Source organism: Streptomyces sp. NPDC050211, from assembly GCF_040656035.1.
Classification (GTDB): Bacteria; Actinomycetota; Actinomycetes; order Streptomycetales; family Streptomycetaceae; genus Streptomyces.
In genome coordinates this window covers 78,093-101,469 of sequence record NZ_JBFALC010000028.1, presented here as the reverse complement: position 1 = coordinate 101,469, position 23,377 = coordinate 78,093, and the positions used below count along the sequence as shown (strand labels likewise).

The following is a 23,377-nucleotide window of genomic DNA, read 5'->3' as shown; positions in this document are numbered from 1 at the left end:
GGCGGAGCGCTCAGCGGTCGAAGTCCAGCTCCACCTTCTCCGTCACCGGATGCGACTGGCACGCCAGCACATACCCCGCCTCCGTCTCCTCCGGCTCCAGCGCGAAGTTGCGGTCCATCCGCACCTCGCCGGAGACCAGGAAGGCCCGGCATGTCCCGCACACCCCTCCCTTGCAGGCGTAGGGCGCGTCGGGCCGGTTGCGCAGGACCGTCTCCAGCAGGGACTCGCCGTCCTGGACGGGCCACGTTCCGCCGCGGCCGTCGAGCCGTGCCGTCACGGCGCTGTGGGCGGGGGCCGGGACCGCAGTCGCGAGGGTGGTCAAGGGGTCCACGTGGAAGATCTCCTCGTGGATACGGGTCCGCGCCACTCCGAGTCCGCGCAGGGCCCGCTCGGCCCCCTGCACCAGCCCGAACGGCCCGCACAGGAACCAGCCCGCCACGTCTTCCACCGGCAGCAGCGCAGGCAGCAGCCCGGTGAGCCGGTCCTGGTCGAGCCGCCCGGACGGCAGACCCGCCTGCTGTTCCTCCCGGGAGAGCACCGTCACCAGCTGCAGCCGCTCGGGGTAGCGGTCCTTCAGGTCGGCGACCTCCTCCAGGAACATCGTCGAGGCGGACGTACGGTCGCTGCGGATCAGGCAGAACCGGGCCGCGGGCTCACGCGCCAGCAGCGTCGAGACGATCGACAGCACCGGGGTGATGCCACTGCCGCCGACGATCGCGGCATACAGACCGGGCGCGGGCTCCAGCGTGAAACGGCCGGCCGGGGTCATCACCTCCAGCTCGTCACCGACGTCGATCTCCTTGAGCGCGTACGTCGAGAAGGCCCCGCCCTCCACCAGCCGCACCCCCACCCGCAGGGTCCGTGGGCCCTCGGGGCCGGGCGTCGGGGAGCAGATCGAGTAGGTGCGCCGTATCTCCGTACCGTCGACCTTGCGGCGCAGCGCGAGATGCTGGCCCGGGGCGTAGCGGTACTCCTCCCGCAGCTCCGGGGGCACGGTGAGGGTGAGGGCCACGGAGTCGTCGGTGAGCCGGTCGACGGCGGCCACCGGGAGCGTGTGGAAGCGGGCCATCACAACTCCTTGAAGTGGTCGAACGGTTCACGGCAGGACAGACACCGCCGCAGCGCCTTGCACGCGGTGGAGGAGAACCGGCTGAGCAGCTCGGTGTCCGCCGATCCGCAGTGCGGGCAGAGAACGGGATCGGTGGTGCGGGTCGGGCCCAGCTCGATCAGCACCGGCTCGGACGCCTCCCGCACCCGCGGTGGTGCGATGCCGAACTCCCGCAGCTTGCGGCGCCCTTCGGCCGAGATGTCGTCCGTCGACCAGGCGGGCGAGAGCACCGTACGGACCGACACCTGCCCTATGCCGTGCTCGTGCAGCGCCCGCTCTATGTCCAGGGACATCGCCTCGATCGCCGGGCAGCCGGTGTACGTCGGGGTCAGCTCGACCTCGACCGAGTCCGTGCCGCGGACGTGCACCGCGCGCAGGACGCCCAGCTCCTGGAGAGTGAGCACGGGCAGCTCGGGATCGGGCACCGCACCGGCGATCTCGAGGAGTTCCGCCTCCAGGGCGGTGAGGGTCACCATGACGCCCCCGGGTGGCTGCGGTGCAGATGCTGCATCTCGGCGAGCATCCGCCCGAAAGGCTCGGTGTGCAGGCCCTGACGGCCCGCCCCGGCGGTCCACGCACCGGACCGCGGCCCTTCCGGGACGGTCAGGGTGGCGCGGTCGAGGATGTTTGACACGGACTTCAGCCAGGCGGCCTGCAACTCGTCCGCGTCCACATCCAGGCCCTCGACCGGCCGGAACATCTCGCCGGTGAACCGCCACAGCGCCTCGCACGCGTGCTGCGTCCGCTCATGGCTGACCTCGGTGCCGTCGCCGAGCCGCAGGGTCCACTGCTCGGCGTGGTCGCGGTGGTAGGCGACCTCCTTGACGGCCTTCGCGGCGAGCGGCGCGAAGGGGCCGCCCGCGGTGGCGAGGCGGGCGTAGAGCAGGTGCTGGTAGGTGGAGAAGTACAGCTGGCGGACGATGGTGTGGGCGAAGTCGCCGTTCGGCTGCTCGACCAGTTGGAGGTTGCGGAAGGCGCGCTCTTCGCGCAGATAGGCCAGCTCGTCCTCGTCGCCGACCATCGACAGCAGCACCCGGGCCTGGCCCAGCAGGTCCAGGGCGATATTGGCGAGGGCGACCTCTTCCTCGAGCACGGGCGCGTGGCCCGCCCACTCGCCCAGGCGGTGGGAGAGCACCAGCGCGTCGTCGCCGAGGGCGAGCGCGGCCGTGGTGGGAACGGCGACGGTCACAGGTGCTTCACCCCTTCCGGGATCTCGTAGAACGTCGGGTGCCGGTACGGCTTGTCGGCGGCCGGCTCGAAGAACGGGTCCTTCTCGTCCGGTGAGGACGCCGTGATCGCGGACGACGGCACGACCCAGATCGAGACGCCCTCGCCGCGCCGGGTGTACAGATCGCGCGCGTTGCGCAGGGCGAGCTCCGCGTCCGGCGCGTGCAGGCTGCCGGCGTGGGTGTGCGAGAGGCCGCGGCGGGAGCGTACGAAGACCTCCCACAGGGGCCAGTCGGTGTTCGTCATGCGTGTGCCGCTCCCGTCTCATGGGTGCGCGGGGCAGGGGCCGTGTGCTTGGCCGCGTACGCCGCGGCAGCCTCCCGGACCCATGCGCCTTCGTCGTGCGCCTGCCTGCGCTGGGTGATGCGCTGTTCGTTGCACGGGCCGTTGCCCTTGAGGACGGCCCAGAACTCCGACCAGTCGATCGGGCCGAAGTCGTGGTGCCCCCGCTCCTCGTTCCACCTCAGGTCCGGGTCGGGGAGCGTCAGGCCCAGGGACTCGGCCTGGGGGACGCAGATGTCGACGAAGCGCTGGCGCAGCTCGTCGTTCGAATGGCGCTTGATCTTCCACGCCATCGACTGCGCAGAGTGCGCGGACTCGTCGTCGGGCGGGCCGAACATCATCAGGGACGGCCACCACCAGCGGTCCACCGCGTCCTGCGCCATCGCGTGCTGCTCCGGCGTGCCGCGGCTGAGGGCGAGGAGCAGCTCGTACCCCTGGCGCTGGTGGAAGGACTCCTCCTTGCAGATGCGGACCATCGCGCGGGCGTACGGGCCGTACGAGCAGCGGCACAGGGGGACCTGGTTGATGATCGCGGCGCCGTCCACCAGCCAGCCGATCGCGCCGACGTCCGCCCAGGTCAGGGTCGGGTAGTTGAAGATCGAGGAGTACTTCTGACGGCCGGTGTGGAGCTTGTCCAGCAGCTCGTCGCGGCCGGTGCCGAGGGTCTCGGCCGCGCTGTAGAGATACAGGCCGTGCCCCGCCTCGTCCTGGACCTTGGCCATCAGGATGGCCTTGCGGCGCAGGGACGGCGCGCGCGTGATCCAGTTCGCCTCGGGCTGCATGCCGATGATCTCGGAGTGCGCATGCTGGGCGATCTGCCGCACCAGCGTCGCGCGATAGGCGTCCGGCATCCAGTCGCGCGGCTCGATGCGCTCGTCGGCGGCCACCGCGGCATCGAAGGCGCGCTCGTACGCCGCCGTGTCGACGGTGTCGTCTCCTGCGCCGTACGCCTGTGTGCCGGCCGTCTGCTGCGCGGCTGCTGTCGCCATGGGGCCCCCTCGACCTTGGGCTCTGCCTGGACCTTGCTCCCGACCGATCGTTCGGTTCGTGCGATTCCATGGTGTGACGGCCGCCGTAAGGTGTCAACCGCTGTGGATAACCTGCCGGGATCGCCTGTGGACAACCGGCGGACGGGCCGATAGGGGTGTGCCGGGCGCGTGGGGCTGAGTACCGTTCCCGTCCAAGCGGCCGGAAGACTGAGCGGAATCGGAATCGGGAACGGGGCGGAATGGACGACGCGTACGACGGTGGCTCGAACGTCCCGGAAGGGGCGGGCGGGGTGGTCGAGCCGGACGGGCGCGAGGCGTCCGATGAACCGGCCGCCGGCCCCCGCACCGCTGTCGCCGCGCTCTCCCTTCGCTACCAGATCGGCGTCGCGCTCGCGCTCGCCTGTGTCGCGGTCGGCGTCTGTGTCCACATCGGCATGGTCTTCCTGCACGTCGCCCCGTCGAACACGGTCACCAAACAGCACGGCCGCGCAATAGATGACTGGATCTATCCCGAGTTCGAGCAGAACTGGAAGCTCTTCGCGCCCAACCCGCTGCAGCAGAACATCGCCGTCCAGGTCCGCGCCCAGATCGGCAGGCCGGACGGCGGCAGGGAAACCACCGGCTGGTACGACCTGTCCGCGCAGGACGGCCGGGCCATCGACGGCAATCTGCTGCCGAGCCACACCCAGCAGAACGAACTGCGTCGTGCGTGGGACTTCTTCCTCGCCACCCACGACGCCGACAACCGCCCGTCGGGCCTGCGCGGCGCCCTCTCGGAGACCTATCTGCGCCGGATCGTGCTGCTGCGCCTCGACCGCGACGACGCGGCCGGGCGGGGCGAGACGATCGAGCGGGTGCAGCTGCGCTCCCGCACCACCAACGTCCGCCCGCCCGAGTGGAGCACGGAGCAGGTCTCCGACCAGCCGGTGTTCCGGGTGCTGCCCTGGTGGTCGGTCTCGGCCGGCGACCTCGCGGGAGGCGCCCGGTGAACCGCTACGCGCAGGCCGTCTCGGGGGGCATCGCCCGTGTCACCGGGGCCGCCCTCGGCCCGTACCAGACCGCCGTGATCCGTATCGGGTTCAGTGCGACCTGGCTGCTCTTCCTGCTGCGGGAGCTGCCCCACCGCCAGGAGCTGTACGGCCCCGACGGCCCCTGGGAATTCGTCCTCGCCGAGCAGCTGATCTCGACGAACGGCGCCTTCACGGCCCTGATGTGGTCGGACGGCCAGCTCTGGTTCGAGGCCGTGTACGCGCTCGCCGTCCTCACGAGCGTCCTGCTCCTGCTGGGCTGGCGCACCCGCACCATGTCCGTGCTCTTCATGGTCGGCGTGCTCTCGCTGCAGAACCGCAGCATCTTCATGGGCGACGGCGGCGACAACGTCCTGCACCTGATGTGCCTGTACCTCGTCTTCACGCGCTGCGGCCAAGTGTGGTCGCTGGACGAGCGCCGGGAACGGCGCGTGCGTGCGGCACGCGCGCGTGGAGAGCGCGTGGTGGACCGGGTGGGGCCCGCCCTGTGGGGGGTGCTCGGGCTGGTGCTGGTCGCGGTGACCGCGGCGGGCAAGCTCGACGGCGACCTGACCGTGCCGGTGATCATCTGGGGGGTGTGGGTGGCCCTGGGGGTGTGGTGGGTCGTCGGGCGCCTGACCAGGAGCGATGAGCCGCGGATCCTGCTCGATGTGGTCGGCAACATCGTCCACAACGGCGCCCTGCTCGTGATCATGGCCGAGGCCTGTCTGATCTACGCGACGGCCGGCTGGTACAAGATCCAGGGCTCCCGCTGGCAGGACGGCACCGCCGTCTACTACCCCCTGCACCTCGACTACTTCTCACCCTGGCCCGTCCTCGCCGATCTGCTGTCGGCCAGCGGCACGGCGGTGATGCTCGTGACCTACGGAACTGTGGCCGTCCAGGTCGCCTTCCCGTTCACGCTGTTCCATCGACGCGTCAAGAACGTCCTGCTCGCCGCGATGATCACCGAGCACGCCGTGATCGCCGTCGTCCTCGGGCTGCCCTTCTTCTCCCTGGCGATGATCGCGGCGGACGCGGTCTTCCTGCCGACCTCGTTCCTGCGCCGGCTGGGCGACTGGGCCGCACGCGCGCGTGCACGCGTGTTCCCGGGCAAGGACGGCCCCAAGGTGCCGGGCCAGCGGACCGGGGACGCGTCAGCCCCGGACAACCCGGAGAACCCCGAGCACACGCACGTAGGCTTCACGGCATGACCGCCGCCGATCCCGTGACGTCCTGGCACCGGCTCGCCGACGCCTCCGTCCTGCTCGACGGCTTCCACGCCCTCAAGCACGCGGTGCGTTTCAAAGCCGCTGTCCCGGTCGCGGTGGCCGTCGACCGGGCAGCCACGCTCGCCCTCGCCGACGAGTTGGCTCCGGACGTACGAGACACCCTGGACGCGCTGCTCACGCAGGTCCCGGAGCCGACGTACAGGTCCCTCGTGCCGCGCCCGCATCCGACCGCGGTGGCGGCCCTGGCCGTACGACCGCCCCGTGCCGCCAACCTCGAGAAGCTGGCGCACTCTCCCCGCATCGCACCCGTCGTCGTCCTCGACAACCCGCGCAACCTCGGCAACGTGGGCGCCGTCATCCGTCTGGCCGCCGGTTTCGGCGCGACCGGAGTGGTCACCACCGGCACCCTCGACCCGTGGCACCCCACGGTCGTACGCGGCGGAGCGGGCCTGCACTTCGCGACCGCCGTGGAGCGGCTGACCGTCGACGAACTCCCGTCCGGGCCGCTGTTCGCCCTGGACCCCGAGGGCGACGACATCCGGGGCGTGAAGCTCCCCGACGACGCCGTCCTCGCCTTCGGCTCGGAGCGCAGCGGCCTGTCGGCCGACCTACGCGCGCGGACCGACCATTTGCTGTCCCTGCCGATGCGCCCGCAGGTATCCAGCTACAACCTGGCGACGAGCGTGGGAATGACGCTGTACCACTGGAGCACGGCCACGGAAGCGCCCCTTTAGGCCTCCCGCCGCACCTCAACAACCCTGAACCGGTTCGCCACGAACGCCCCGTCACACAGTGCAGCGTTCGCCGCCGGGTTGCCCCCCGACCCATGGAAGTCGGAGAACGCGGCCGTCTGGTTCACATACACGCCACCCGTGAGGTTCAGCGACAACTGCGCCGACTCCTCCAGGCAGACCTCGACGATCGCCTGCTCGACCTCCTCGTCGGTGGTGTACGCACCGACGGTCATCGCGCCCTTCTCGCGGATCGTCCGCCGCAGCAACTCCGCCCCGTCCGCGGCCGAGTCGACGGCGACAGCGAAGGAGACGGGCCCGAAGCACTCGCTCATGTACGCGGCCTCGGCGTCCGGCTTGGCTCCGTCCAGCTTCACGATCACCGGCGTCCGGACGACCGCGTCCGGGAACTCCGGGTTGCTGATCTCCCGTGAGGCGAGGGCGACTTCGCCGAGGCCCGCCGCCGCGTCCACGCGAGCCTTCACATCCGGATTGACGATCGCGCCGAGCAGCGCGTTGGCGCGGGCGTCGTCGCCGAGCAGGCCGTCGACCGCGCGGGCGAGGTCGGCGACGACCTCGTCGAAGGTCCGGGGGCCCTCCTCGGTGCGGATGCCGTCGCGCGGGATGAGCAGGTTCTGCGGGGTGGTGCACATCTGGCCGCTGTACAGGGACAGCGAGAAGGCCAGGTTGGACAGCATCCCCTTGTAGTCGCCGGTCGACTCCACGAGCACCGTGTTGACGCCCGCCTTCTCCGTGTAGACCTGCGCCTGGCGGGCGTTGGCCTCCAGCCAGTCACCGAAGGCCGTCGAACCGGTGTAGTCGATGATCCGGATCTCCGGGCGCACTGCCAGGGTCTTGGCGATGCCCTCGTCCGGGCGCTCGGCGGCCAGCGCCACCAGGTTCGGGTCGAAGCCCGCCTCGGCCAGCACCTGGCGGGCGACCTGCACGGTGAGCGCGAGCGGCAGCACCGCGCGCGGGTGGGGCTTGACCAGGACCGCGTTTCCGGTGGCCAGGGAGGCGAACAGGCCCGGATAGCCGTTCCACGTCGGGAAGGTGTTGCAGCCGATCACCAGGGCGATCCCGCGCGGGACCGGCGTGAACTGCTTGGTGAGCGCGAGCGGGTCGCGCTTGCCCTGGGGCTTGGTCCACTCCGCGGTGTCGGGGGTGCGGACCTGCTCCACATACGCGTACGCCACCGCCTCCAGGCCACGGTCCTGCGCATGCGGGCCGCCCGCCTGGAACGCCATCATGAAGGCCTGGCCGGAGGTGTGCATGACCGCGTGTGCGAACTCGTGCGTCCGGTCGCTGATGCGCTTGAGGATCTCCAGGCAGACCACGGCCCGGATCTCCGCGCCGGCGTCCCGCCAGGCGCGCTGACCGGCCTTCATCGCGGGCAGCAGGACGTCGATGTCCGCGTGCGGGTAGGTCACGCCCAGCTCGATGCCGTACGGCGAGACCTCGCCGCCCGTGAAGTCGTCCGTGCCGGGCTGGCCGAGGTCCAGGCGGGTGCCCAGAAGGGCGTCGAAGGCGGCCTTGCCGGCTGCCGCGTCCAGACTGCCCTGCTCGCCGTAGGCCTTGGGGTGCTCGGGGTGCGGAGACCAGTACGCGCGCGTGCGGATCGCTTCCAGCGCCTGGTCGAGGGTGGGCCGGTGAGCGGCGATCAGCTGGTGCGCGGTGAGTTCGGCGGCCATATGGGACCAACTCCTCGTCTCAAGAACTCTTCTTTGAGCTCATGACCTGGGCGGAAACAGCCGGACAGAGTTAGAGTAACCGAACGATCGGTCGGGACAAGGGGGTCCGCCGCATCTGTGGAAAACCCCGTGCGGGAGGATCGCGCACATGACAGCACTCGACCTCAGTAGCCCCGTGGCCGTCGTCGGCACCGGCACCATGGGCCAGGGCATCGCCCAGGTCGCGCTGGTCGCCGGCCATCCCGTGCGGCTGTACGACACCGTCCCCGGACGGGCCCAGGAGGCGTCCGCCGCGATCGGCGCCCGCCTCGACCGGCTCGTCGAGAAGGACCGGCTCACCGCCGCCGACCGCGACGCGGCACGCGCGCGTCTGCTGCCCGCCGAGAGCCTCACCGACCTCGCGGACTGCGCCCTGGTCGTCGAGGCCGTCCTGGAGCGGCTCGACGTCAAGCAGGACCTTTTCCGCGAGCTGGAGGGCATCGTCGGCGAGGACTGTCTGCTCGCCACCAACACCTCGTCCCTGTCGGTGACGGCCATCGGCGGAGCGCTCGGCAACCCCGGCCGTCTCGTCGGCCTGCACTTCTTCAACCCCGCACCACTGCTGCCGCTGGTCGAGGTCGTCTCCGGACACGCCACCGACGTCACGATGGCCACGCGCGCGTACGAGACGGCGCGCGCCTGGGGCAAGACCCCGGTCGCCTGCGCCGACACCCCCGGCTTCATCGTCAACCGCATCGCACGGCCCTTCTACGCCGAGGCCTTCGCGGTCTACGAGGCCCAGGGCGCCGACCCCGCCACCATCGACGCGATCCTGCGCGAGTCCGGCGGCTTCAAGATGGGCGCCTTCGAGCTGACCGACCTCATCGGCCAGGACGTCAACGAGTCGGTCACGCACTCCGTGTGGCAGTCCTTCTTCCAGGACGTGCGCTTCACGCCCTCGCTCGCCCAGCGGCGCCTGGTCGAGTCGGGTCGGCTCGGCCGCAAGACCGGACAGGGCTGGTACGACTACCAGGAGGGCGCCGAGCCCGCCGAGCCGCACACCGCGGAACGCGCCCAGCCACCCGCGTACGTCGTCGCCGAGGGCGACCTGGGCCCCGCCGCCGAACTGCTCGCGCTGATACGCGAGGCGGGCATCGCCGTCCGCGAGGAGGACGAGGACCACGGCACCCGCCTGGTGCTGCCGGGCGGCGGACAGCTGGCGCTCGCCGACGGCCAGACCTCCGTGGAGTTCCGGGACGTCGTCTACTTCGACCTCGCGCTCGACTACCGCAGGGCCACCCGTATCGCCCTGTCCGCCTCCCAGGACACCACCTCGCAGACCCTCACCGAGGCGATCGGCCTCTTCCAGGCGCTCGGCAAGGACGTCAGCGTCATCGGCGACGTACCCGGCATGATCGTCGCCCGCACGGTCGCGCGGATCGTCGACCTGGCGCACGACGCCGTCGCCAAGGGGGTGGCCACCGAGGAGGACATCGACACCGCGATGCGCCTAGGCGTGAACTACCCCCTGGGCCCCTTCGAATGGAGCCGCAGACTCGGCCGCAACTGGGCGTACGCCCTCCTCGACGACCTGCATATGCGCGACCCCTCGGGACGTTACGCGCCCTCGCTCGCGCTCTATCGCCATGCGTACGCCTCCGACAAGCGGGAGGGCAGCACGTCATGACCACCGCGAAGCGGGACACGTACACGCCGGAGTCGCTGCTCACCGTCGCCGTACGGGTCTTCAACGAGCGCGGCTACGACGGCACCTCCATGGAGCACCTCTCCAAGGCGGCCGGCATCTCCAAGTCGTCGATCTACCACCATGTCGCCGGCAAGGAGGAGCTGCTGCGCCGCGCGGTGAGCCGGGCGCTGGACGGGCTCTTCGGGATCCTCGACGAGGAGCACGCGCGCGTGGGGCGTGCCGCCGAGCGCCTGGAGTACGTCGTGCGGCGCATGGTCGAGGTGCTGATCGCCGAACTGCCGTATGTGACGCTGCTGCTGCGCGTGCGTGGCAACACGGACACCGAGCGGTGGGCCCTGGAGCAGCGCCGCGACTTCGACCACCGGGTCGCCGAGCTGTTGAAGGCGGCGGCCGCCGACGGGGATGTGCGCGGTGATGTGGAGGTGCGTCTGGCGACCCGGCTGGTCTTCGGGATGATCAACTCGATCGTCGAGTGGTACCGGCCGGACGGGCGCGGCATGAACGAGCGCGAAGTGGCCGACGCGGTCGCGCAGTTGGTGTTCGGCGGACTGCGCAAGTCCTCCTAGGCGGCGCCCGGGGTCAGGCCTGCGGCTCCAGGTCCTCCTCCTCGAACACCAGCAGTGTGCGGGTGCTGAGCACCTCGGGGATCGCCTGGATGCGGGTCAGTACCAGCTCCCGAAGGGCCCGGTTGTCGGACGTGTGCACCAGCAGCAGCACGTCGAAGTCGCCGCCCACCAGGGCGATATGGGCTGCCCCGGGGAGCTGTTTGAGCTGCTCGCGTACCGTGCGCCAGGTGTTCTGGACGATCTTCAGGGTGATGTACGCCGATGTCCCCTGGCCCGCGCGTTCATGGTCCACGCGGGCCCCGAAGCCGCGGATGACGCCGTCCTCGATGAGGCGGTTGATGCGCGCGTAGGCGTTGGCGCGTGAGACGTGGACACGTTCGGCGACCGACCGTATCGACGCGCGGCCGTCCGCCTGGAGCATCTGCAGGATGTCCTGATCAATGGCGTCCAGCGGCCGCGCGGGCGGCAGTGTGCTGCCCTCGGGGCCTTCGGCCATTTGTTCAGGTGCCATGTCCCCCCGCCTCTCTACCATGGACGTACTGCGTCCATCTCAGGCTGTGGAGAACCGTTTGTCCACAGCCTGAAGGTGCCTGTAGCCAAAATGTGCCGACGACCGAACAATCGGTAGGTGAGGCGCATCACATCCGACGCGCCTCTCCAAGCCACTCCCACGAGGAGGTGCCGTGATGACGGTCATGGAGCAGCGGGGCGCATACCGGCCGACGCCGCCGCCCGCCTGGCAGCCCCGGATGGACCCCGCGCCGCTGCTGCCCGACGCGGAGCCGTACCGCGTGCTCGGCACGGACGCCGCCGCGAAGGCCGACCCGGCCCTGCTGCGCCGGCTCTACGCCCATCTCGTGCGCGGACGCCGGTACAACGCGCAGGCCACCGCCCTCACCAAGCAGGGCCGCCTCGCCGTGTACCCCTCCAGCACCGGCCAGGAGGCCTGCGAGGTGGCCGCCGCGCTCGCCCTCGAGGAGCGCGACTGGCTCTTCCCGAGCTACCGCGACACGCTGGCCGCCGTCGCCCGTGGCGTGGACCCGGTCCAGGCTCTGACGCTTCTGCGCGGTGACTGGCACACCGGCTACGACCCGCACGAGCACCGCGTCGCCCCCCTGTGCACCCCGCTCGCCACCCAGCTCCCGCACGCCGTGGGCCTCGCGCATGCCGCCCGCCTCAAGGGCGACGACGTGGTCGCGCTCGCGCTGGTCGGCGACGGCGGCACCAGCGAGGGCGACTTCCACGAGGCGCTCAACTTCGCCGCCGTATGGCAGGCCCCGGTCGTCTTCCTGGTCCAGAACAACGGCTTCGCGATCTCCGTCCCGCTCGCCAAGCAGACCGCGGCCCCGTCGCTGGCCCACAAGGCCGTCGGCTACGGCATGCCCGGCCGCCTGGTCGACGGCAATGACGCGGCCGCCGTGCACGAGGTCCTCAGCGACGCCGTACGGCACGCGCGCGCGGGCGGCGGGCCGACGCTGGTCGAGGCGGTGACGTACCGCATCGAGGCCCACACGAACGCCGACGACGACAAGCGCTACCGGGCCGACACCGAGGTCGAGACCTGGCGCGCACACGACCCGATCGCCCTCCTGGAGCGGGAGTTGACCGAGCGGGGCCTGATCGACGAGGACGGCATCCGGCACGCGCGCGAGGACGCCGAGCGGCTCGCCGCCGACCTGCGTGAGCACATGAACCAGGACCCAGCGCTCGACCCGATGGACCTGTTCGCCCACGTGTACGCCGAGCCCACACCCCAACTGCGCGAGCAGCGGGAGCAGTTGGCGGCGGAGCTGGAGGCCGAACGGGAAGGGACGCACCGATGACCACCGTCGCCCTCAAACCCGCCACCATGGCGCAGGCCCTCACGCGCGCGCTGCGCGACGCCATGGCCGCCGACCCGGCCGTGCATGTCATGGGCGAGGACGTCGGCACCCTCGGCGGGGTCTTCCGGGTCACCGACGGGCTCGCCAAGGAGTTCGGCGAGGACCGCTGCACGGACACGCCCCTGGCCGAGGCGGGCATCCTCGGCACGGCGGTCGGCATGGCGATGTACGGCCTCAGGCCGGTCGTGGAGATGCAGTTCGACGCCTTCGCCTACCCCGCCTTCGAGCAGCTGATCAGCCATGTGTCCCGGATGCGCAACCGCACGCGCGGTGCGATGCCGCTGCCGATCACCATCCGGGTCCCCTACGGCGGAGGCATCGGCGGCGTCGAGCACCACAGCGACTCCTCCGAGGCGTACTACATGGCGACTCCGGGGCTCCATGTCGTCACGCCCGCCACCGTCGCCGACGCCTACGGCCTGCTGCGCGCCGCCATCGCCTCCGACGACCCGGTCGTCGTCCTCGAACCCAAGCGTCTGTACTGGTCCAAGGATTCCTGGAACCCCGAGGAGCCGACGGCCGTTGAACCGATAGGCCGCGCGGTGGTACGGCGCTCGGGCCGGAGCGCCACGCTCATCACGTACGGGCCGTCCGTACCCGTCTGCCTCGAAGCCGCCGAGGCCGCGCGGGCCGAGGGCTGGGACCTCGAAGTCGTCGACCTGCGCTCCCTGGTGCCGTTCGACGACGAGACGGTCTCCGCTTCGGTGCGGCGGACCGGGCGCGCGGTGGTCGTGCACGAGTCGGGCGGGTTCGGCGGCCCGGGCGGGGAGATCGCGGCCCGTGTCACGGAGCGTTGCTTCCACTACCTGGAAGCGCCGGTGCTGCGTGTGGCCGGGTTCGACATCCCCTACCCGCCGCCGATGCTGGAGCGTCACCACCTGCCCGGCGTGGACCGGATCCTGGACGCCGTGGGGCGTCTGCAATGGGAGGCCGAAAGCTGATGGCACAGGTGCTGGAGTTCAAGCTCCCCGACCTTGGCGAGGGGCTCACCGAGGCGGAGATCGTGCGCTGGCTGGTCCAGGTCGGCGACGTCGTCACCGTCGACCAGCCGGTCGTCGAGGTCGAGACGGCCAAGGCGATGGTCGAGGTGCCCTGTCCGTACGGCGGCGTCGTCACAGCCCGCTTCGGCGAGGAGGGCACGGAACTTCCCGTGGGGGCGCCGCTGTTGACGGTGGCCGTGGGAGCGGCGGCCTCCGGCGATCCGGCCACGGTATCGGACGAGGGCTCGCGTGAGGACGCGCGCGTGGGTTCCGGCGACGGAACGCGCGGCGGCACGAGTCAGGGCGCGGGGCTGGGCTCGGGCGAGCGGGCGCCTGTGGGCTCCGAGGGCTCACGCGGCGGCTCGGCTGCACGCCCCCACGAGGGCTCAGGCAACGTGCTCGTGGGCTACGGCACCGGTGCCGCTCCGGCCCGCCGCCGGAGGGTACGGCCGACGGCTCGGACGACTTCGACGGATCCGTCCGGTCGTACGACTTCGACGGACCCGACCACGCGTACGGGTCCGACGGCTCCGACCGCTGGTACGGGTCCGATGGATCCGACCGCTCGTACGGCTGCGGGCGCGGCTTCGCCGATGCCCGACGCCCCCGACATCGCCCATGCCGCCCCCGACATCGCGCCTGATTCCGGCAACGGCCACCGGGCCGACGGCCCCGTCCCCGTGATCTCGCCCCTGGTGCGGCGGCTCGCCCGGGAGAACGGGCTGGATCTGCGGGAGTTGACGGGCTCGGGACCGGACGGGCTGATCCTGCGGGCCGACGTGGAGTACGCGCTGCGGGCGGCCGCCGCGTCGTCCGCACGGCCGTCGCCGCGTGCCTCCATGCCGTCCGCGACCGCACTGTCCTCGGCCGCCCCGACAGCCGCCGCCCCGTCCGCCCCCACCGACTCCCCGCTCGCCCCCCTCGCTCCCACGCCCGCCGAATCCCTCGTCGCCCGTGTGACGCACGCGCCCGCCGGGGGCCCGGTCACCTCCGCGCCCGGCGGTACTCGCATCCCCCTCAAGGGCATCCGGGGCGCAGTCGCCGACAAGCTGTCGCGCAGTCGGCGGGAGATACCGGACGCGACCTGCTGGGTGGACGCCGACGCGACGGAGCTGATGCGGGCGCGCGAAGCGATGAACGGCGCCGGAAGGACGAAGATCTCCCTCCTCGCCCTGCTGGCACGCATCTGCACGGCCGCCCTCGCCCGGTTCCCCGAGCTCAACTCCACGGTCGACGTCGAGGCCAGGGAGGTCGTCCGGCTCGACCAGGTCCACCTCGGCTTCGCCGCGCAGACCGAGCGTGGGCTCGTCGTGCCCGTCGTACGGGACGCACACGCGCGGGACGCCGAGTCGCTGACCGCGGAGTTCGCCCGGCTGACCGAGGCGGCCCGGACGGGGACGCTGACGCCCGCGGAACTCACGGGCGGGACCTTCACGTTGAACAACTACGGGGTGTTCGGGGTCGACGGCTCCACGCCGATCATCAACCACCCCGAGGCGGCCATGCTCGGCGTCGGCCGTATCGTCCCCAAGCCCTGGGTGCACCAGGGCGAGCTGGCGGTGCGGCAGGTCGTCCAGCTCTCGCTGACCTTCGACCACCGGGTGTGCGACGGCGGCACGGCCGGCGGCTTCCTGCGCCATGTGGCGGACTGCGTGGAACAGCCGGCGGTGCTGCTGCGCACCATGTGAGAAGGGCACGTGGTGAAAGGGCACGTGGCCGTTCCCTCCGATCATGACGGCACGCATACTCGGGGAGTGACCGCGTACGAGCCCTCCAGCGATCCCGGCGCCGCGTACGACGCCGTCGTCCTCGCCGGCGGCGCCGCACGCCGGCTCGGCGGCGTGGACAAACCCGGGGTGCGGGTCGGCGGGCGGGCACTGCTCGACCGGGTGCTGACGGCCTGCGCCGGGGCTCGCAGCACCGTCGTCGTCGCCGATCCCCGGCCCACCGCGCGGCCCGTGACCTGGGCCCGCGAGGACCCGCCCGGCGGCGGACCGCTCGCCGCGCTCGACGCCGGGCTGCGGCACACCACGGCCCCGTACGTCGTCGTACTCTCCGCCGACCTGCCGTTCCTCGACGAGCGGACCGTCGGGCGGCTGCTCGCGACGCTGTGGGACGGTCCCGCCGACGGCGCGGTCCTGACCGACCCCGACGGCCGCGACCAGCCGCTGGTGGCGGCCTACCGGGCGCGGGCGCTGCGTCGCGGGCTGGCCGCCCTCACCCAGGAGCACGGCGGCCTCACCGGTCTGCCCCTGCGCCGGCTGACCGGCGGGCTCGACCTCACCCGCGTCCCCGACCCCGTCGCGTCCTTCGACTGCGACACCTGGGACGACATCGCCACTGCCAGGGCACGCATCAGGGAGCATGGGCACGTGTTGGATGAATGGATTTCCGCAGTCAAGGACGAGCTGGGCCTCGACCTCGACGTCGACACCGGCGTCCTGCTCGACCTCGCGCGCGACGCCGCACACGGAGTGGCCAGGCCCGCGGCGCCGCTGACCACCTTCCTCGTCGGCTACGCGGCCGCGCAGGCCGGGGGAGGCCCCGAAGCCGTCGCGGAGGCCGCCCGCAAGGCCGTCGCGCTGGCGATGAGCTGGGCCGAAGAGGCCGAGCCAGATGCCGCGAAGGACACTGAGAAGGACGCCAAGAAAGACGCCGCCAAGCCCGGCAGCACCCCGAACGCCGCCCAGCCCGACCGCACCCCGGACGCCGGATGACCGCCCGCTCCGTCCGGACCGGCGACGACGCCGAGGACTTCGACGTCGAGGAGGTGCTGGCCCTCGTGAAGGAAGACAGCGACCGGGAGGACCACGCCGTGCCCGCCCCGCAGAGTGCCCCGGCATCCTCGGCAGCCCCTCGCCACCAGGCCACGCCATGGGCTGAGGCACGAGTGATCGCCGAGCGCGCGGGCCGCTCGGGGGCCCGCCGCGCCCCCGTCTCCGTCACCCTCGACGCCGCCCTCGGCCTCACCCTGGCCGCTCCCCTCACCGCCCTCACCGACCTGCCCTCGTTCGACACCTCCGCGATGGACGGCTGGGCGGTCGCCGGACCGGGACCCTGGGACGTACGCGACGAGGGCGTGCTGGCCGGACACGCCGAGCCCGAACCGCTCACCGACGGCGAGGCCGTCCGGATCGCCACCGGTGCCCGCATCCCCCTGGACACCACCGCCGTCATCCGCAGCGAGCACGGCCGCATGGACACCCAGGGCCGCCTCCACGCGACCCGCGAGGTGGGCCACGGCCAGGACATCCGCCCACGCGGCCAGGAATGCCGTACCGGCGACCAACTCCTCCCCGTCGGCACCTTGGTGACCCCGGCCGTGCTCGGCCTCGCCGCGGCGGCCGGATACGACACCGTCACCGCGGTCCCCCGCCCCCGCGCCGAAGTCCTGATCCTCGGCGACGAGTTGCTCACCGAAGGCCTGCCGCACGACGGGCTGATCCGGGACGCGCTCGGCCCGATGCTGCCGCCCTGGCTGCGGGCGCTCGGCGCCGAGGTCATCGCGGTGCGCCGGCTCGGCGACGACGCCAAGGCCCTGCGCAAGGCCATCACCTCCTCCAAAGCCGACCTCATCGTCACCACCGGCGGCACCGCCTCCGGCCCCGTCGACCACGTCCACCCCACCCTGAGCCGTATCGGCGCGGAGCTGCTGGTCAACGGCGTCGAGGTGCGCCCCGGCCACCCCATGCTGCTGGCCCGCATCAAGGACAACCAGCACCTCGTCGGTCTGCCCGGCAACCCCCTCGCCGCCGTCTCCGGCCTGCTCACGCTCGCCGAACCGCTGCTGCGCACCCTCGCCGCCCGTCCGGCCCCCGAACCGCTGGCGTTGCCGCTCCAGGACGCGGCCCACGGGCATCCGTACGACACCCGGCTCATCCCCGTGGCGCTGCGCGTCGACAGTGCCGTTCCGCTGCACTACAACGGCCCGGCGATGCTGCGGGGCATCGCGGCGGCCGACGCGCTGGCCGTCGTACCACCGGGCGGTGCCCGGCCGGGACAGGAGGTCGAACTGCTCGATCTGCCCTGGGCCTTCGCCGGTATCGAGGTGTGTTTCACGTGAAACAACCGGGCCATGACGTGATCGCCCGCGAGGCGGGTGAACATCTGACAACCCATCGGGTGAAACTCCCGCGGAAGGTGGTGACGCACCCCTTCCGGCAGGTCGCCAAGCGGGTGGCGTTGGCCCTGCTGGTCCTCGTGGTGACCGCGCTGCTCGTCTATGCCGACCGCGAGGGCTACAACGACAACTCCGACGGCTCGGTCGACTTCCTCGACGCCTGGTACTACGCGACCGTCACCCTCTCCACCACCGGATACGGCGACATCACCCCGGTCAGCGATGCCGCCCGGCTCACCAATATCTTCGTCGTCACGCCGCTGCGCGTGATGTTCCTGATCATCCTGGTCGGCACCACGCTCGAGGTCCTCACCGAACGGACCCGGGACGAATGGCGCCTGACCCGCTGGAGGTCCGCCTTGCGTGATCACACTGTTGTCGTCGGATTCGGGACGAAGGGGCGCTCGGCGATCCAGACCGTGTGTGCGTCGGGGGTCAAGGCGGAGCAGGTCGTCGTGGTCGACCCCAGTTCCAAGGCGATCGACGCCGCGACGGCCGAGGGGTATGCGGGGATCGTGGGCGATGCGACGCGCAGCGATGTGCTGAAGCGGGCCGAGGTGCACAAGGCGCGGAAGGTCATCATCGCGACGCAGCGCGATGACACGGCCGTCCTTGTCACTTTGACGGCCCGGCAGCTCAACCGTGCTGCCAAGATCGTGGCCGCGGTGCGGGAGGAGGAGAACGCACCGCTGCTGAAGCAGTCCGGCGCCGACGCGGTGATCACCAGCGCCAGCGCGGCCGGCCGGCTGCTCGGCCTGTCCGTGCTCAGCCCCGCCGCCGGCATGGTGATGGAGGACCTCATCCAGCAGGGCAGCGGGCTCGACATCGTCGAACGGCCCGTCATAAAGGCCGAAGTGGGCAGGAGCCCACGGCAGACGGAGGACCTGGTGGTGAGTGTCGTACGCGGGCATCGGGTGCTCGGATACGACGATCCGGCCGTCGGGAAGCTGGAGTTGACGGACCGGCTGATCACCATCGTGCGGGCGACGCCGGGTACGCATGTCGCACCCGACGTCCGCCCGCTGCCGCAGGACTGAAGCGCCCTTCGAAACGGCTCACTTGCGGTTGTACAGCCGCATCGTGATCGGTCCGAAGACCAGCAGGAACAGGCCCGCCCAGCCGAGCGACCAGGCGACCTCGTCGGTCGGCCAGTCGCCCGCCATCAGGCCGCGCACCGCCGACGAAAGGTGGGTGATGGGGCTGTTGTTGACGAAGGCCTGGAGCCAGCCCGGCATGGTGCTCGGGTCGACGAAGACATTGGACAGGAAGGTCAGCGGGAAGATCACCATCATGCTGACGCCCATCACCGACTTCTCGGAACGCAGCATCAGCCCGAACATCGTCCAGATCCACGAGAACGCGAACGAGAAGGCGACCAGCAGGGCGATCCCGGCGATCACACCGCCGACCCCGCCGTCCGGCCGGTAGCCGAGGATGATGCCGACGGTGAGCATCACGATGGACGCGATGGTGTAGCGCAGGGCGTCGCCGAGCAGATAGCCGACCATCGTCGACGGCCGCCAGATGGGCAGTGAGCGGAAGCGGTCGAAGACGCCCTTCTCGATGTCCGTGTTGACCGAGACGCCCGTGTACATCGTGATCATCACGACCGACATCACCAGGATGCCGGGCAGCAGGAACTGGATGTACTCCTTCGGGGACCCGGCCAGGGCGCCCCCGAACAGGTACGTGTACATCAGCACCATCATGATCGGGAACGCGGTGACGTCGAAGAGCTGCTCGGGAACGTGCTTGATCTTGAGGATCGCCCGCCAGCCGAAGGTGAGGGAGGCCGACAGGGCGCTGGGCCTCGGCGGCCGTTCGCCGGCGACGAGCAGCGCGGCCAGCGACTCGGCGCTGACGGGGGCGAGTTCCTTGGTCTCGGGGGTGGTCGCGGTGCTCATGCTGACACCTTGTCCTTCGGCTCGTGGGTGTCGTGTCCGGTGAGGGCGAGGAAGACCTCGTCCAGGCTGGGCTGCCCCAGCGAGAAGTTGTCGACGATGACGCCGCCGCGGGCCAGCTCGGCGAGTGCCCGGGCCGCCTGCTCGGCGGCGCCCTGTCCGTTGGCCGCACCGCCGCCCACGCGCGCGGTCAGCGCCACCGGATCGGGCTCCAGCTGTACGTCCGCGTCCAGAGCCAGCCGCAGCACCTGCTCGGCCTGCGGGCGCTGTGCCGCGTCCCGCAGGCGCAGATGGACGGATCCGGCGCCGACGGACGCCTTCAGCTCGCCCTTGGTGCCCTCCGCGATCACCTTGCCCCTGTCGATCACGGCGATCCGGGACGCCAGCTGGTCGGCCTCGTCCAGATACTGCGTGGTCAGCAGCACGGTCGTGCCCTGGGCGACCACCGCGCGGATGATGTCCCAGACCTGGTTGCGGCTGCGCGGGTCGAGCCCGGTCGTCGGCTCGTCGAGGAACAGCAGCTCGGGCGTGTTCAGGATGGACGCGGCGATGTCGATACGGCGCCGCATGCCGCCCGAGTAGTTCTTGACCTGCTTTCCGGCCGCGTCCGTCAGCCCGAAGGCCTCCAGAAGCTGTGCGGCCCGGTCCCGGGCGGCCTTCTTGTGGTGCCCGAGGAGACGGCCGAGCAGAACCAGGTTCTCGGTGCCGGTGAGGTCCTCGTCCACGGACGCGTACTGACCGGTGAGGCTGACCCGGCCGCGCACCTCGTCGGCCTCGTGCACGACATCGTGCCCGAAGACATGGGCCTGGCCGCCGTCGGGCCGCAGGAGGGTGGCGAGCATCTTCACAGTGGTGGTTTTTCCGGCGCCGTTCGGACCGAGGACGCCGTAGACCGTGCCGGCGGGGACGGCGAGATCGACGCCGTCCACGGCCCTGGTCTCGCCGAACGTCTTCACCAGGCCCGCGGTCTCGATGGCCAGGCCTGAGGTCTGCTGGCTCATGGTGGTTTCCTTCCGCGTTCGTGGGCTACGCAGGGTGAGACCTTTACCGTCGCTCAAACTCATCGGTGCCGCACAGGGATTTCCCGGCGGACCAGTCGAAGGACCGAAGCGGACCCGCCCAGAGACGTAGGCGGACCGGTCCAGGGACGTAGCGGCAGGGGACCGGAGCCCGAGGAAGAGGGGAGTAGCGTCCTGCCCATGTATGCGATCACGATTCCCGAACCTGGTGGGCCCGAGGCGCTGGTGTGGAACGAGGTCCCCGATCCGGTGCCCGGCGAGGGCGAGGTGCTGGTCGACGTGGCGGCCGGCGCGGTCAACCGGGCCGACATCCTGCAACGCCAGGGCTTCTACAACCCGCCGCCCGGCGCCTCCCCCTACCCCGGCCTCGAATGCTCCGGGCGGATCACCGCGGTCGGCCCCGGCGTCTCCGGCTGGGCGGTCGGCGACGAGGTGTGCGCGCTGCTCGCGGGCGGCGGCTACGCCGAGAAGGTCGCCGTCCCGGCCGGCCAGCTGCTGCCCGTGCCGCAGGGCCTCGACCTGGTGCGGGCCGCCGCACTGCCCGAGGTGACGTGCACGGTCTGGTCGAACGTCTTCATGATCGCCCACCTGCGTCCCGGCGAGACCCTCCTCGTGCACGGCGGCTCCAGCGGCATCGGCACCATGGCGATCCAGCTCGCCAAGGCCGTCGGCGCCAAGGTCGCCGTCACCGCGGGCACCGAGGAGAAGCTGCGGCGCTGTGCCGAGCTGGGCGCGGACATCCTGGTCAACTACCGCGAGCAGGACTTCGTCGAGGAGGTCAAGAAGGCCACCGACGGGGCGGGCGCGGACGTCATCCTCGACAACATGGGCGCCAAGTATCTCGACCGCAACGTCCAGGCTCTCGCCGTCAACGGCCGGCTCGCGATCATCGGCATGCAGGGCGGGATCAAGGGCGAGCTGAACATCGGCGCACTGCTGGGCAAGCGCGCCGCGATCAGCGCGACCTCCCTGCGCGCCCGCCCGCTCAGCGAGAAGGCGGCGATCGTCGCGGCCGTACGCGAACACGTCTGGCCCCTGCTCGACGCCGGCCACATCCGCCCGGTCGTCGACCGCGAGCTCCCGATGAGCGACGCTGCCGCCGCCCACCGGGTGGTCGAGGAGAGCGGCCACGTCGGAAAGGTGCTGCTCGTCGTGCGGTAGCCCGGGTGCGCCGGGCAGGCTCAGCCTCGCCGAGCCGGCCACGTCGGAAAGGTGCTGCTCGTGGTGCCGTAGCACCGGTACGCCGTACCGGCTCTACCCCCGCCGCAGCCGCAGCCCGAGGAACGCGAGCCCCAGCCCGAGCCCGATCAGGACCAGCCCGCTGCCCAGCGGCATGATCCGCAGCACGGGTTCGGCGGGGCTCTCGGCCTCGGCGGCCTGCTCCATCGACTGCGGCCGTGCGGAGGGCGGCGCGGTGGACTCCGGGGGTCGCCGAGGCTGCAGGGACGCCCGAGGCGCCTCCTCCACCGGCTCGGCCACACCCTGCCGCCCCGGCCGCTCCCGCCCCTCACCGGCCCGGCTTCCGGCCCGGGACGGCTCATGGGAAGGGGAGGGCGAGGCGGAGGCGCTGACCTGGATGTCGTACGACGAGACAGCCCCGTACGCCAGGACGGCCGCGGACGAGACACCCCCGAACGGCAGCAGAACCAGACCCGCCACCAGCCCCGGAAGCACCCGCCACCACGGAATCACGGAACAAGCCTCACATCGCCGCACTGTTCCGGCACTCCGGGTTCCGCCGACGGGTCGAAAGCGGGCATATCGACAGCCGGTGCACCGGAAGCCGAAGCCGGTGCACCGGAAAACGGTGGATCAGCTGTCACCGGGGGCACCCCAGTGATGAGGTGTACGGGTGCGAGAGAATGGCGGCATGGAGATGCCGAGGAACGAACGGTCGCCGGAGAACCCGCAGATTCTGGTCGTGGGCCAGGACGGTATGGCGCTCGGTGGCGGCAACGGGGACGAGGACTCCCGCGAGATCCCGGTGACCGAGATGGTCGAGCAACCGGCGAAGGTCATGCGGATCGGCAGCATGATCAAGCAGCTGCTGGAGGAGGTGCGCGCCGCGCCTCTCGACGAGGCCAGCCGGGTCCGGCTCAAGGAGATCCACGCGAGCTCGGTGAAGGAGCTGGAGGACGGACTGGCGCCCGAGCTGGTCGAGGAGCTGGAGCGGCTCTCCCTGCCGTTCACGGACGAGGCGACCCCCTCCGACGCGGAACTGCGCATCGCGCAGGCCCAGTTGGTCGGCTGGCTGGAAGGCCTCTTCCACGGGATCCAGACCACGCTCTTCGCCCAGCAGATGGCCGCGCGCGCTCAGCTCGAGCAGATGCGCCGCGCCCTCCCGCCGGGCGTCGGCGGCCATGAGCCGGGCGAGGACGGCCATACGGGCGGCCGTTCGGGGGGTCCGTACCTGTAACCCACCCGCCCACGATCAGCGAAGGGCCCGGCAGCCTGTGCTGCCGGGCCCTCAGCGTGGCGTTTCCGCGCAGGCGTCAGAAGAGGGGGTTGAACTTCCCGCCGGAGTAGCAGTTGGTGGTGAGCCCGGCCTTGTTCACCTCGGTGCTGCCGTCGTAGAGCTGAACCTCGACGCCGGCGTGCTTGATGCCGCGGCTGTCCTCCGCGGAGGTGTGCCACGTCTCGGAGGCGCCGTTCCCGCCGTAGACGTGGTGCCAGGACCAGTGCTTGACGGTGCTGCCCGTGTACGTCACCAGGCGGACGGCGGGGTGGTACCCGTCGGCCTTGGTGTCCTTCACGGTGATCGTGAGCGGGTTGATCTTGGTTCTGCTGACCCAGGTCCAGCTGGCGGACCCGGTTCCCCCGGTGACCGAGCAGGAGGCACTTGCGCCTGCGGCCGCGGCCGGACTTGCCGCGAGCGGGACGAGAACTGCCGCCAGTGCACCTGCGGTGAGGAGCGCTGCCTTACGTGTGCCCATGAATCTCTCCAAGATCGTCTT

Annotated in this window: 24 protein-coding genes; 13 read left to right on the top strand and 11 right to left on the bottom strand. The window is 71.3% G+C overall.

What is annotated here, in order from left to right:
• Positions 1–10: 10 nt before the first annotated feature.
• From AB0I98_RS26170 to paaA, 5 genes are read right to left on the bottom strand one after another with little or no spacing between them, the layout of a single operon-like run.
• Entirely contained in the window at positions 11–1,069 is a 1,059-nt protein-coding gene (locus tag AB0I98_RS26170) for a 2Fe-2S iron-sulfur cluster-binding protein (protein ID WP_362945737.1), read from the bottom strand.
• Positions 1,069–1,584 carry a 1,2-phenylacetyl-CoA epoxidase subunit PaaD gene (gene paaD, locus AB0I98_RS26165; protein ID WP_362945734.1) on the bottom strand — a complete coding sequence of 172 codons (516 nt, stop codon included), beginning with the start codon at positions 1,582–1,584 and terminating at the stop codon, positions 1,069–1,071. The genes AB0I98_RS26170 and paaD overlap by 1 nt, the downstream gene beginning before the upstream one ends.
• The gene (gene paaC / locus AB0I98_RS26160; RefSeq protein WP_362945732.1) at positions 1,578–2,297 is read right to left on the bottom strand and encodes a 1,2-phenylacetyl-CoA epoxidase subunit PaaC; all 720 of its coding nucleotides are present in this window, start codon (positions 2,295–2,297) and stop codon (positions 1,578–1,580) included. The genes paaD and paaC overlap by 7 nt, the downstream gene beginning before the upstream one ends.
• On the bottom strand, positions 2,294–2,581 hold the full coding sequence (gene paaB, locus AB0I98_RS26155; RefSeq protein WP_073944895.1) for a 1,2-phenylacetyl-CoA epoxidase subunit PaaB: 288 nt from the start codon (positions 2,579–2,581) through the stop codon (positions 2,294–2,296). The genes paaC and paaB overlap by 4 nt, the downstream gene beginning before the upstream one ends.
• Positions 2,578–3,606: a 1,2-phenylacetyl-CoA epoxidase subunit PaaA gene (paaA, locus tag AB0I98_RS26150; protein ID WP_362945730.1), complete on the bottom strand. Its 1,029-nt coding sequence runs from the start codon at positions 3,604–3,606 to the stop codon at positions 2,578–2,580. Before paaA ends, paaB begins: the two co-directional genes overlap by 4 nt.
• A 239-nt stretch (positions 3,607–3,845) precedes the next feature.
• Here paaA and AB0I98_RS26145 point away from each other — a divergent pair, with 239 nt between their 5' ends.
• From AB0I98_RS26145 to AB0I98_RS26135, 3 genes are read left to right on the top strand one after another with little or no spacing between them, the layout of a single operon-like run.
• Positions 3,846–4,595, top strand: coding sequence for a DUF5819 family protein (locus AB0I98_RS26145; protein WP_362945728.1), 750 nt, complete (start codon positions 3,846–3,848; stop codon positions 4,593–4,595).
• Positions 4,592–5,827: an HTTM domain-containing protein gene (locus AB0I98_RS26140; RefSeq protein ID WP_362945726.1), complete on the top strand. Its 1,236-nt coding sequence runs from the start codon at positions 4,592–4,594 to the stop codon at positions 5,825–5,827. The genes AB0I98_RS26145 and AB0I98_RS26140 overlap by 4 nt, the downstream gene beginning before the upstream one ends.
• Positions 5,824–6,579 carry a TrmH family RNA methyltransferase gene (locus AB0I98_RS26135; protein WP_362945724.1) on the top strand — a complete coding sequence of 252 codons (756 nt, stop codon included), beginning with the start codon at positions 5,824–5,826 and terminating at the stop codon, positions 6,577–6,579. Before AB0I98_RS26140 ends, AB0I98_RS26135 begins: the two co-directional genes overlap by 4 nt.
• On the opposite strand, the gene paaN is transcribed toward AB0I98_RS26135, so the two are convergent.
• Entirely contained in the window at positions 6,576–8,267 is a 1,692-nt protein-coding gene (gene paaN, locus AB0I98_RS26130) for a phenylacetic acid degradation protein PaaN (RefSeq protein ID WP_362945722.1), read from the bottom strand. The genes AB0I98_RS26135 and paaN overlap by 4 nt on opposite strands.
• A 148-nt stretch (positions 8,268–8,415) precedes the next feature.
• Here paaN and AB0I98_RS26125 point away from each other — a divergent pair, with 148 nt between their 5' ends.
• Positions 8,416–9,933, top strand: a complete 1,518-nt coding sequence (locus AB0I98_RS26125; protein WP_362945719.1) for a 3-hydroxyacyl-CoA dehydrogenase — start codon at positions 8,416–8,418, stop codon at positions 9,931–9,933.
• A complete protein-coding gene (locus AB0I98_RS26120) occupies positions 9,930–10,520 on the top strand; it encodes a TetR/AcrR family transcriptional regulator (RefSeq protein WP_210573340.1) in 591 nt (196 codons plus the stop codon). The genes AB0I98_RS26125 and AB0I98_RS26120 overlap by 4 nt, the downstream gene beginning before the upstream one ends.
• A gap of 13 nt (positions 10,521–10,533) precedes the next feature.
• On the opposite strand, the gene AB0I98_RS26115 is transcribed toward AB0I98_RS26120, so the two are convergent.
• Positions 10,534–11,016 carry an Lrp/AsnC family transcriptional regulator gene (locus AB0I98_RS26115; protein WP_301987480.1) on the bottom strand — a complete coding sequence of 161 codons (483 nt, stop codon included), beginning with the start codon at positions 11,014–11,016 and terminating at the stop codon, positions 10,534–10,536.
• 190 nt (positions 11,017–11,206) lie between these two features.
• Between AB0I98_RS26115 and pdhA the strand changes: the two genes are divergently transcribed.
• From pdhA to AB0I98_RS26085, 6 genes are all read left to right on the top strand, one after another.
• Positions 11,207–12,343, top strand: a complete 1,137-nt coding sequence (gene pdhA / locus AB0I98_RS26110; protein ID WP_362945716.1) for a pyruvate dehydrogenase (acetyl-transferring) E1 component subunit alpha — start codon at positions 11,207–11,209, stop codon at positions 12,341–12,343.
• Positions 12,340–13,344 carry an alpha-ketoacid dehydrogenase subunit beta gene (locus AB0I98_RS26105; protein ID WP_362945713.1) on the top strand — a complete coding sequence of 335 codons (1,005 nt, stop codon included), beginning with the start codon at positions 12,340–12,342 and terminating at the stop codon, positions 13,342–13,344. The genes pdhA and AB0I98_RS26105 overlap by 4 nt, the downstream gene beginning before the upstream one ends.
• Entirely contained in the window at positions 13,344–15,071 is a 1,728-nt protein-coding gene (locus AB0I98_RS26100) for a dihydrolipoamide acetyltransferase family protein (RefSeq protein WP_362945710.1), read from the top strand. The genes AB0I98_RS26105 and AB0I98_RS26100 overlap by 1 nt, the downstream gene beginning before the upstream one ends.
• 66 nt (positions 15,072–15,137) lie before the next feature.
• Positions 15,138–16,100 (top strand): NTP transferase domain-containing protein, encoded by a 963-nt coding sequence (locus tag AB0I98_RS26095; RefSeq protein ID WP_362945708.1) that lies wholly within the window; start codon positions 15,138–15,140, stop codon positions 16,098–16,100.
• The gene (locus AB0I98_RS26090) at positions 16,097–17,446 is read left to right on the top strand and encodes a molybdopterin molybdotransferase MoeA (RefSeq protein ID WP_362945705.1); all 1,350 of its coding nucleotides are present in this window, start codon (positions 16,097–16,099) and stop codon (positions 17,444–17,446) included. The genes AB0I98_RS26095 and AB0I98_RS26090 overlap by 4 nt, the downstream gene beginning before the upstream one ends.
• Positions 17,443–18,540 carry a potassium channel family protein gene (locus AB0I98_RS26085; protein ID WP_362945703.1) on the top strand — a complete coding sequence of 366 codons (1,098 nt, stop codon included), beginning with the start codon at positions 17,443–17,445 and terminating at the stop codon, positions 18,538–18,540. Before AB0I98_RS26090 ends, AB0I98_RS26085 begins: the two co-directional genes overlap by 4 nt.
• A gap of 18 nt (positions 18,541–18,558) precedes the next feature.
• On the opposite strand, the gene AB0I98_RS26080 is transcribed toward AB0I98_RS26085, so the two are convergent.
• Positions 18,559–19,407, bottom strand: a complete 849-nt coding sequence (locus tag AB0I98_RS26080) for an ABC transporter permease (RefSeq protein ID WP_362945700.1) — start codon at positions 19,405–19,407, stop codon at positions 18,559–18,561.
• Positions 19,404–20,405, bottom strand: a complete 1,002-nt coding sequence (locus AB0I98_RS26075) for an ATP-binding cassette domain-containing protein (RefSeq protein WP_362945697.1) — start codon at positions 20,403–20,405, stop codon at positions 19,404–19,406. The genes AB0I98_RS26080 and AB0I98_RS26075 overlap by 4 nt, the downstream gene beginning before the upstream one ends.
• A 198-nt stretch (positions 20,406–20,603) precedes the next feature.
• Between AB0I98_RS26075 and AB0I98_RS26070 the strand changes: the two genes are divergently transcribed.
• Positions 20,604–21,584 (top strand): NAD(P)H-quinone oxidoreductase, encoded by a 981-nt coding sequence (locus AB0I98_RS26070; protein WP_362945694.1) that lies wholly within the window; start codon positions 20,604–20,606, stop codon positions 21,582–21,584.
• Between the two features lie 93 nt (positions 21,585–21,677).
• Here the strand turns inward: AB0I98_RS26070 and AB0I98_RS26065 are convergent, their stop codons facing one another.
• A complete protein-coding gene (locus AB0I98_RS26065; protein ID WP_362945692.1) occupies positions 21,678–22,115 on the bottom strand; it encodes a hypothetical protein in 438 nt (145 codons plus the stop codon).
• 178 nt (positions 22,116–22,293) lie between these two features.
• Here AB0I98_RS26065 and AB0I98_RS26060 point away from each other — a divergent pair, with 178 nt between their 5' ends.
• On the top strand, positions 22,294–22,839 hold the full coding sequence (locus AB0I98_RS26060; protein ID WP_362945689.1) for a bacterial proteasome activator family protein: 546 nt from the start codon (positions 22,294–22,296) through the stop codon (positions 22,837–22,839).
• A gap of 76 nt (positions 22,840–22,915) precedes the next feature.
• On the opposite strand, the gene AB0I98_RS26055 is transcribed toward AB0I98_RS26060, so the two are convergent.
• Positions 22,916–23,356, bottom strand: a complete 441-nt coding sequence (locus AB0I98_RS26055) for a hypothetical protein (protein WP_362945686.1) — start codon at positions 23,354–23,356, stop codon at positions 22,916–22,918.
• Positions 23,357–23,377: the final 21 nt, after the last annotated feature.

What these genes read in the sequence shown, in the direction of transcription:
- AB0I98_RS26170 (WP_362945737.1), bottom strand. Translation starts at nt 1,069, where the DNA reads ATGGCCCGCTTCCACACGCTCCCGGTGGCCGCCGTCGACCGGCTCACC.
- paaD (WP_362945734.1), bottom strand. Translation starts at nt 1,584, where the DNA reads ATGGTGACCCTCACCGCCCTGGAGGCGGAACTCCTCGAGATCGCCGGT.
- paaB (WP_073944895.1), bottom strand. Translation starts at nt 2,581, where the DNA reads ATGACGAACACCGACTGGCCCCTGTGGGAGGTCTTCGTACGCTCCCGC.
- paaA (WP_362945730.1), bottom strand. Translation starts at nt 3,606, where the DNA reads ATGGCGACAGCAGCCGCGCAGCAGACGGCCGGCACACAGGCGTACGGC.
- AB0I98_RS26145 (WP_362945728.1), top strand. Translation starts at nt 3,846, where the DNA reads ATGGACGACGCGTACGACGGTGGCTCGAACGTCCCGGAAGGGGCGGGC.
- AB0I98_RS26135 (WP_362945724.1), top strand. Translation starts at nt 5,824, where the DNA reads ATGACCGCCGCCGATCCCGTGACGTCCTGGCACCGGCTCGCCGACGCC.
- paaN (WP_362945722.1), bottom strand. Translation starts at nt 8,267, where the DNA reads ATGGCCGCCGAACTCACCGCGCACCAGCTGATCGCCGCTCACCGGCCC.
- AB0I98_RS26125 (WP_362945719.1), top strand. Translation starts at nt 8,416, where the DNA reads ATGACAGCACTCGACCTCAGTAGCCCCGTGGCCGTCGTCGGCACCGGC.
- AB0I98_RS26120 (WP_210573340.1), top strand. Translation starts at nt 9,930, where the DNA reads ATGACCACCGCGAAGCGGGACACGTACACGCCGGAGTCGCTGCTCACC.
- AB0I98_RS26115 (WP_301987480.1), bottom strand. Translation starts at nt 11,016, where the DNA reads ATGGCCGAAGGCCCCGAGGGCAGCACACTGCCGCCCGCGCGGCCGCTG.
- pdhA (WP_362945716.1), top strand. Translation starts at nt 11,207, where the DNA reads ATGACGGTCATGGAGCAGCGGGGCGCATACCGGCCGACGCCGCCGCCC.
- AB0I98_RS26105 (WP_362945713.1), top strand. Translation starts at nt 12,340, where the DNA reads ATGACCACCGTCGCCCTCAAACCCGCCACCATGGCGCAGGCCCTCACG.
- AB0I98_RS26100 (WP_362945710.1), top strand. Translation starts at nt 13,344, where the DNA reads ATGGCACAGGTGCTGGAGTTCAAGCTCCCCGACCTTGGCGAGGGGCTC.
- AB0I98_RS26090 (WP_362945705.1), top strand. Translation starts at nt 16,097, where the DNA reads ATGACCGCCCGCTCCGTCCGGACCGGCGACGACGCCGAGGACTTCGAC.
- AB0I98_RS26080 (WP_362945700.1), bottom strand. Translation starts at nt 19,407, where the DNA reads ATGAGCACCGCGACCACCCCCGAGACCAAGGAACTCGCCCCCGTCAGC.
- AB0I98_RS26075 (WP_362945697.1), bottom strand. Translation starts at nt 20,405, where the DNA reads ATGAGCCAGCAGACCTCAGGCCTGGCCATCGAGACCGCGGGCCTGGTG.
- AB0I98_RS26070 (WP_362945694.1), top strand. Translation starts at nt 20,604, where the DNA reads ATGTATGCGATCACGATTCCCGAACCTGGTGGGCCCGAGGCGCTGGTG.
- AB0I98_RS26060 (WP_362945689.1), top strand. Translation starts at nt 22,294, where the DNA reads ATGGAGATGCCGAGGAACGAACGGTCGCCGGAGAACCCGCAGATTCTG.
- AB0I98_RS26055 (WP_362945686.1), bottom strand. Translation starts at nt 23,356, where the DNA reads ATGGGCACACGTAAGGCAGCGCTCCTCACCGCAGGTGCACTGGCGGCA.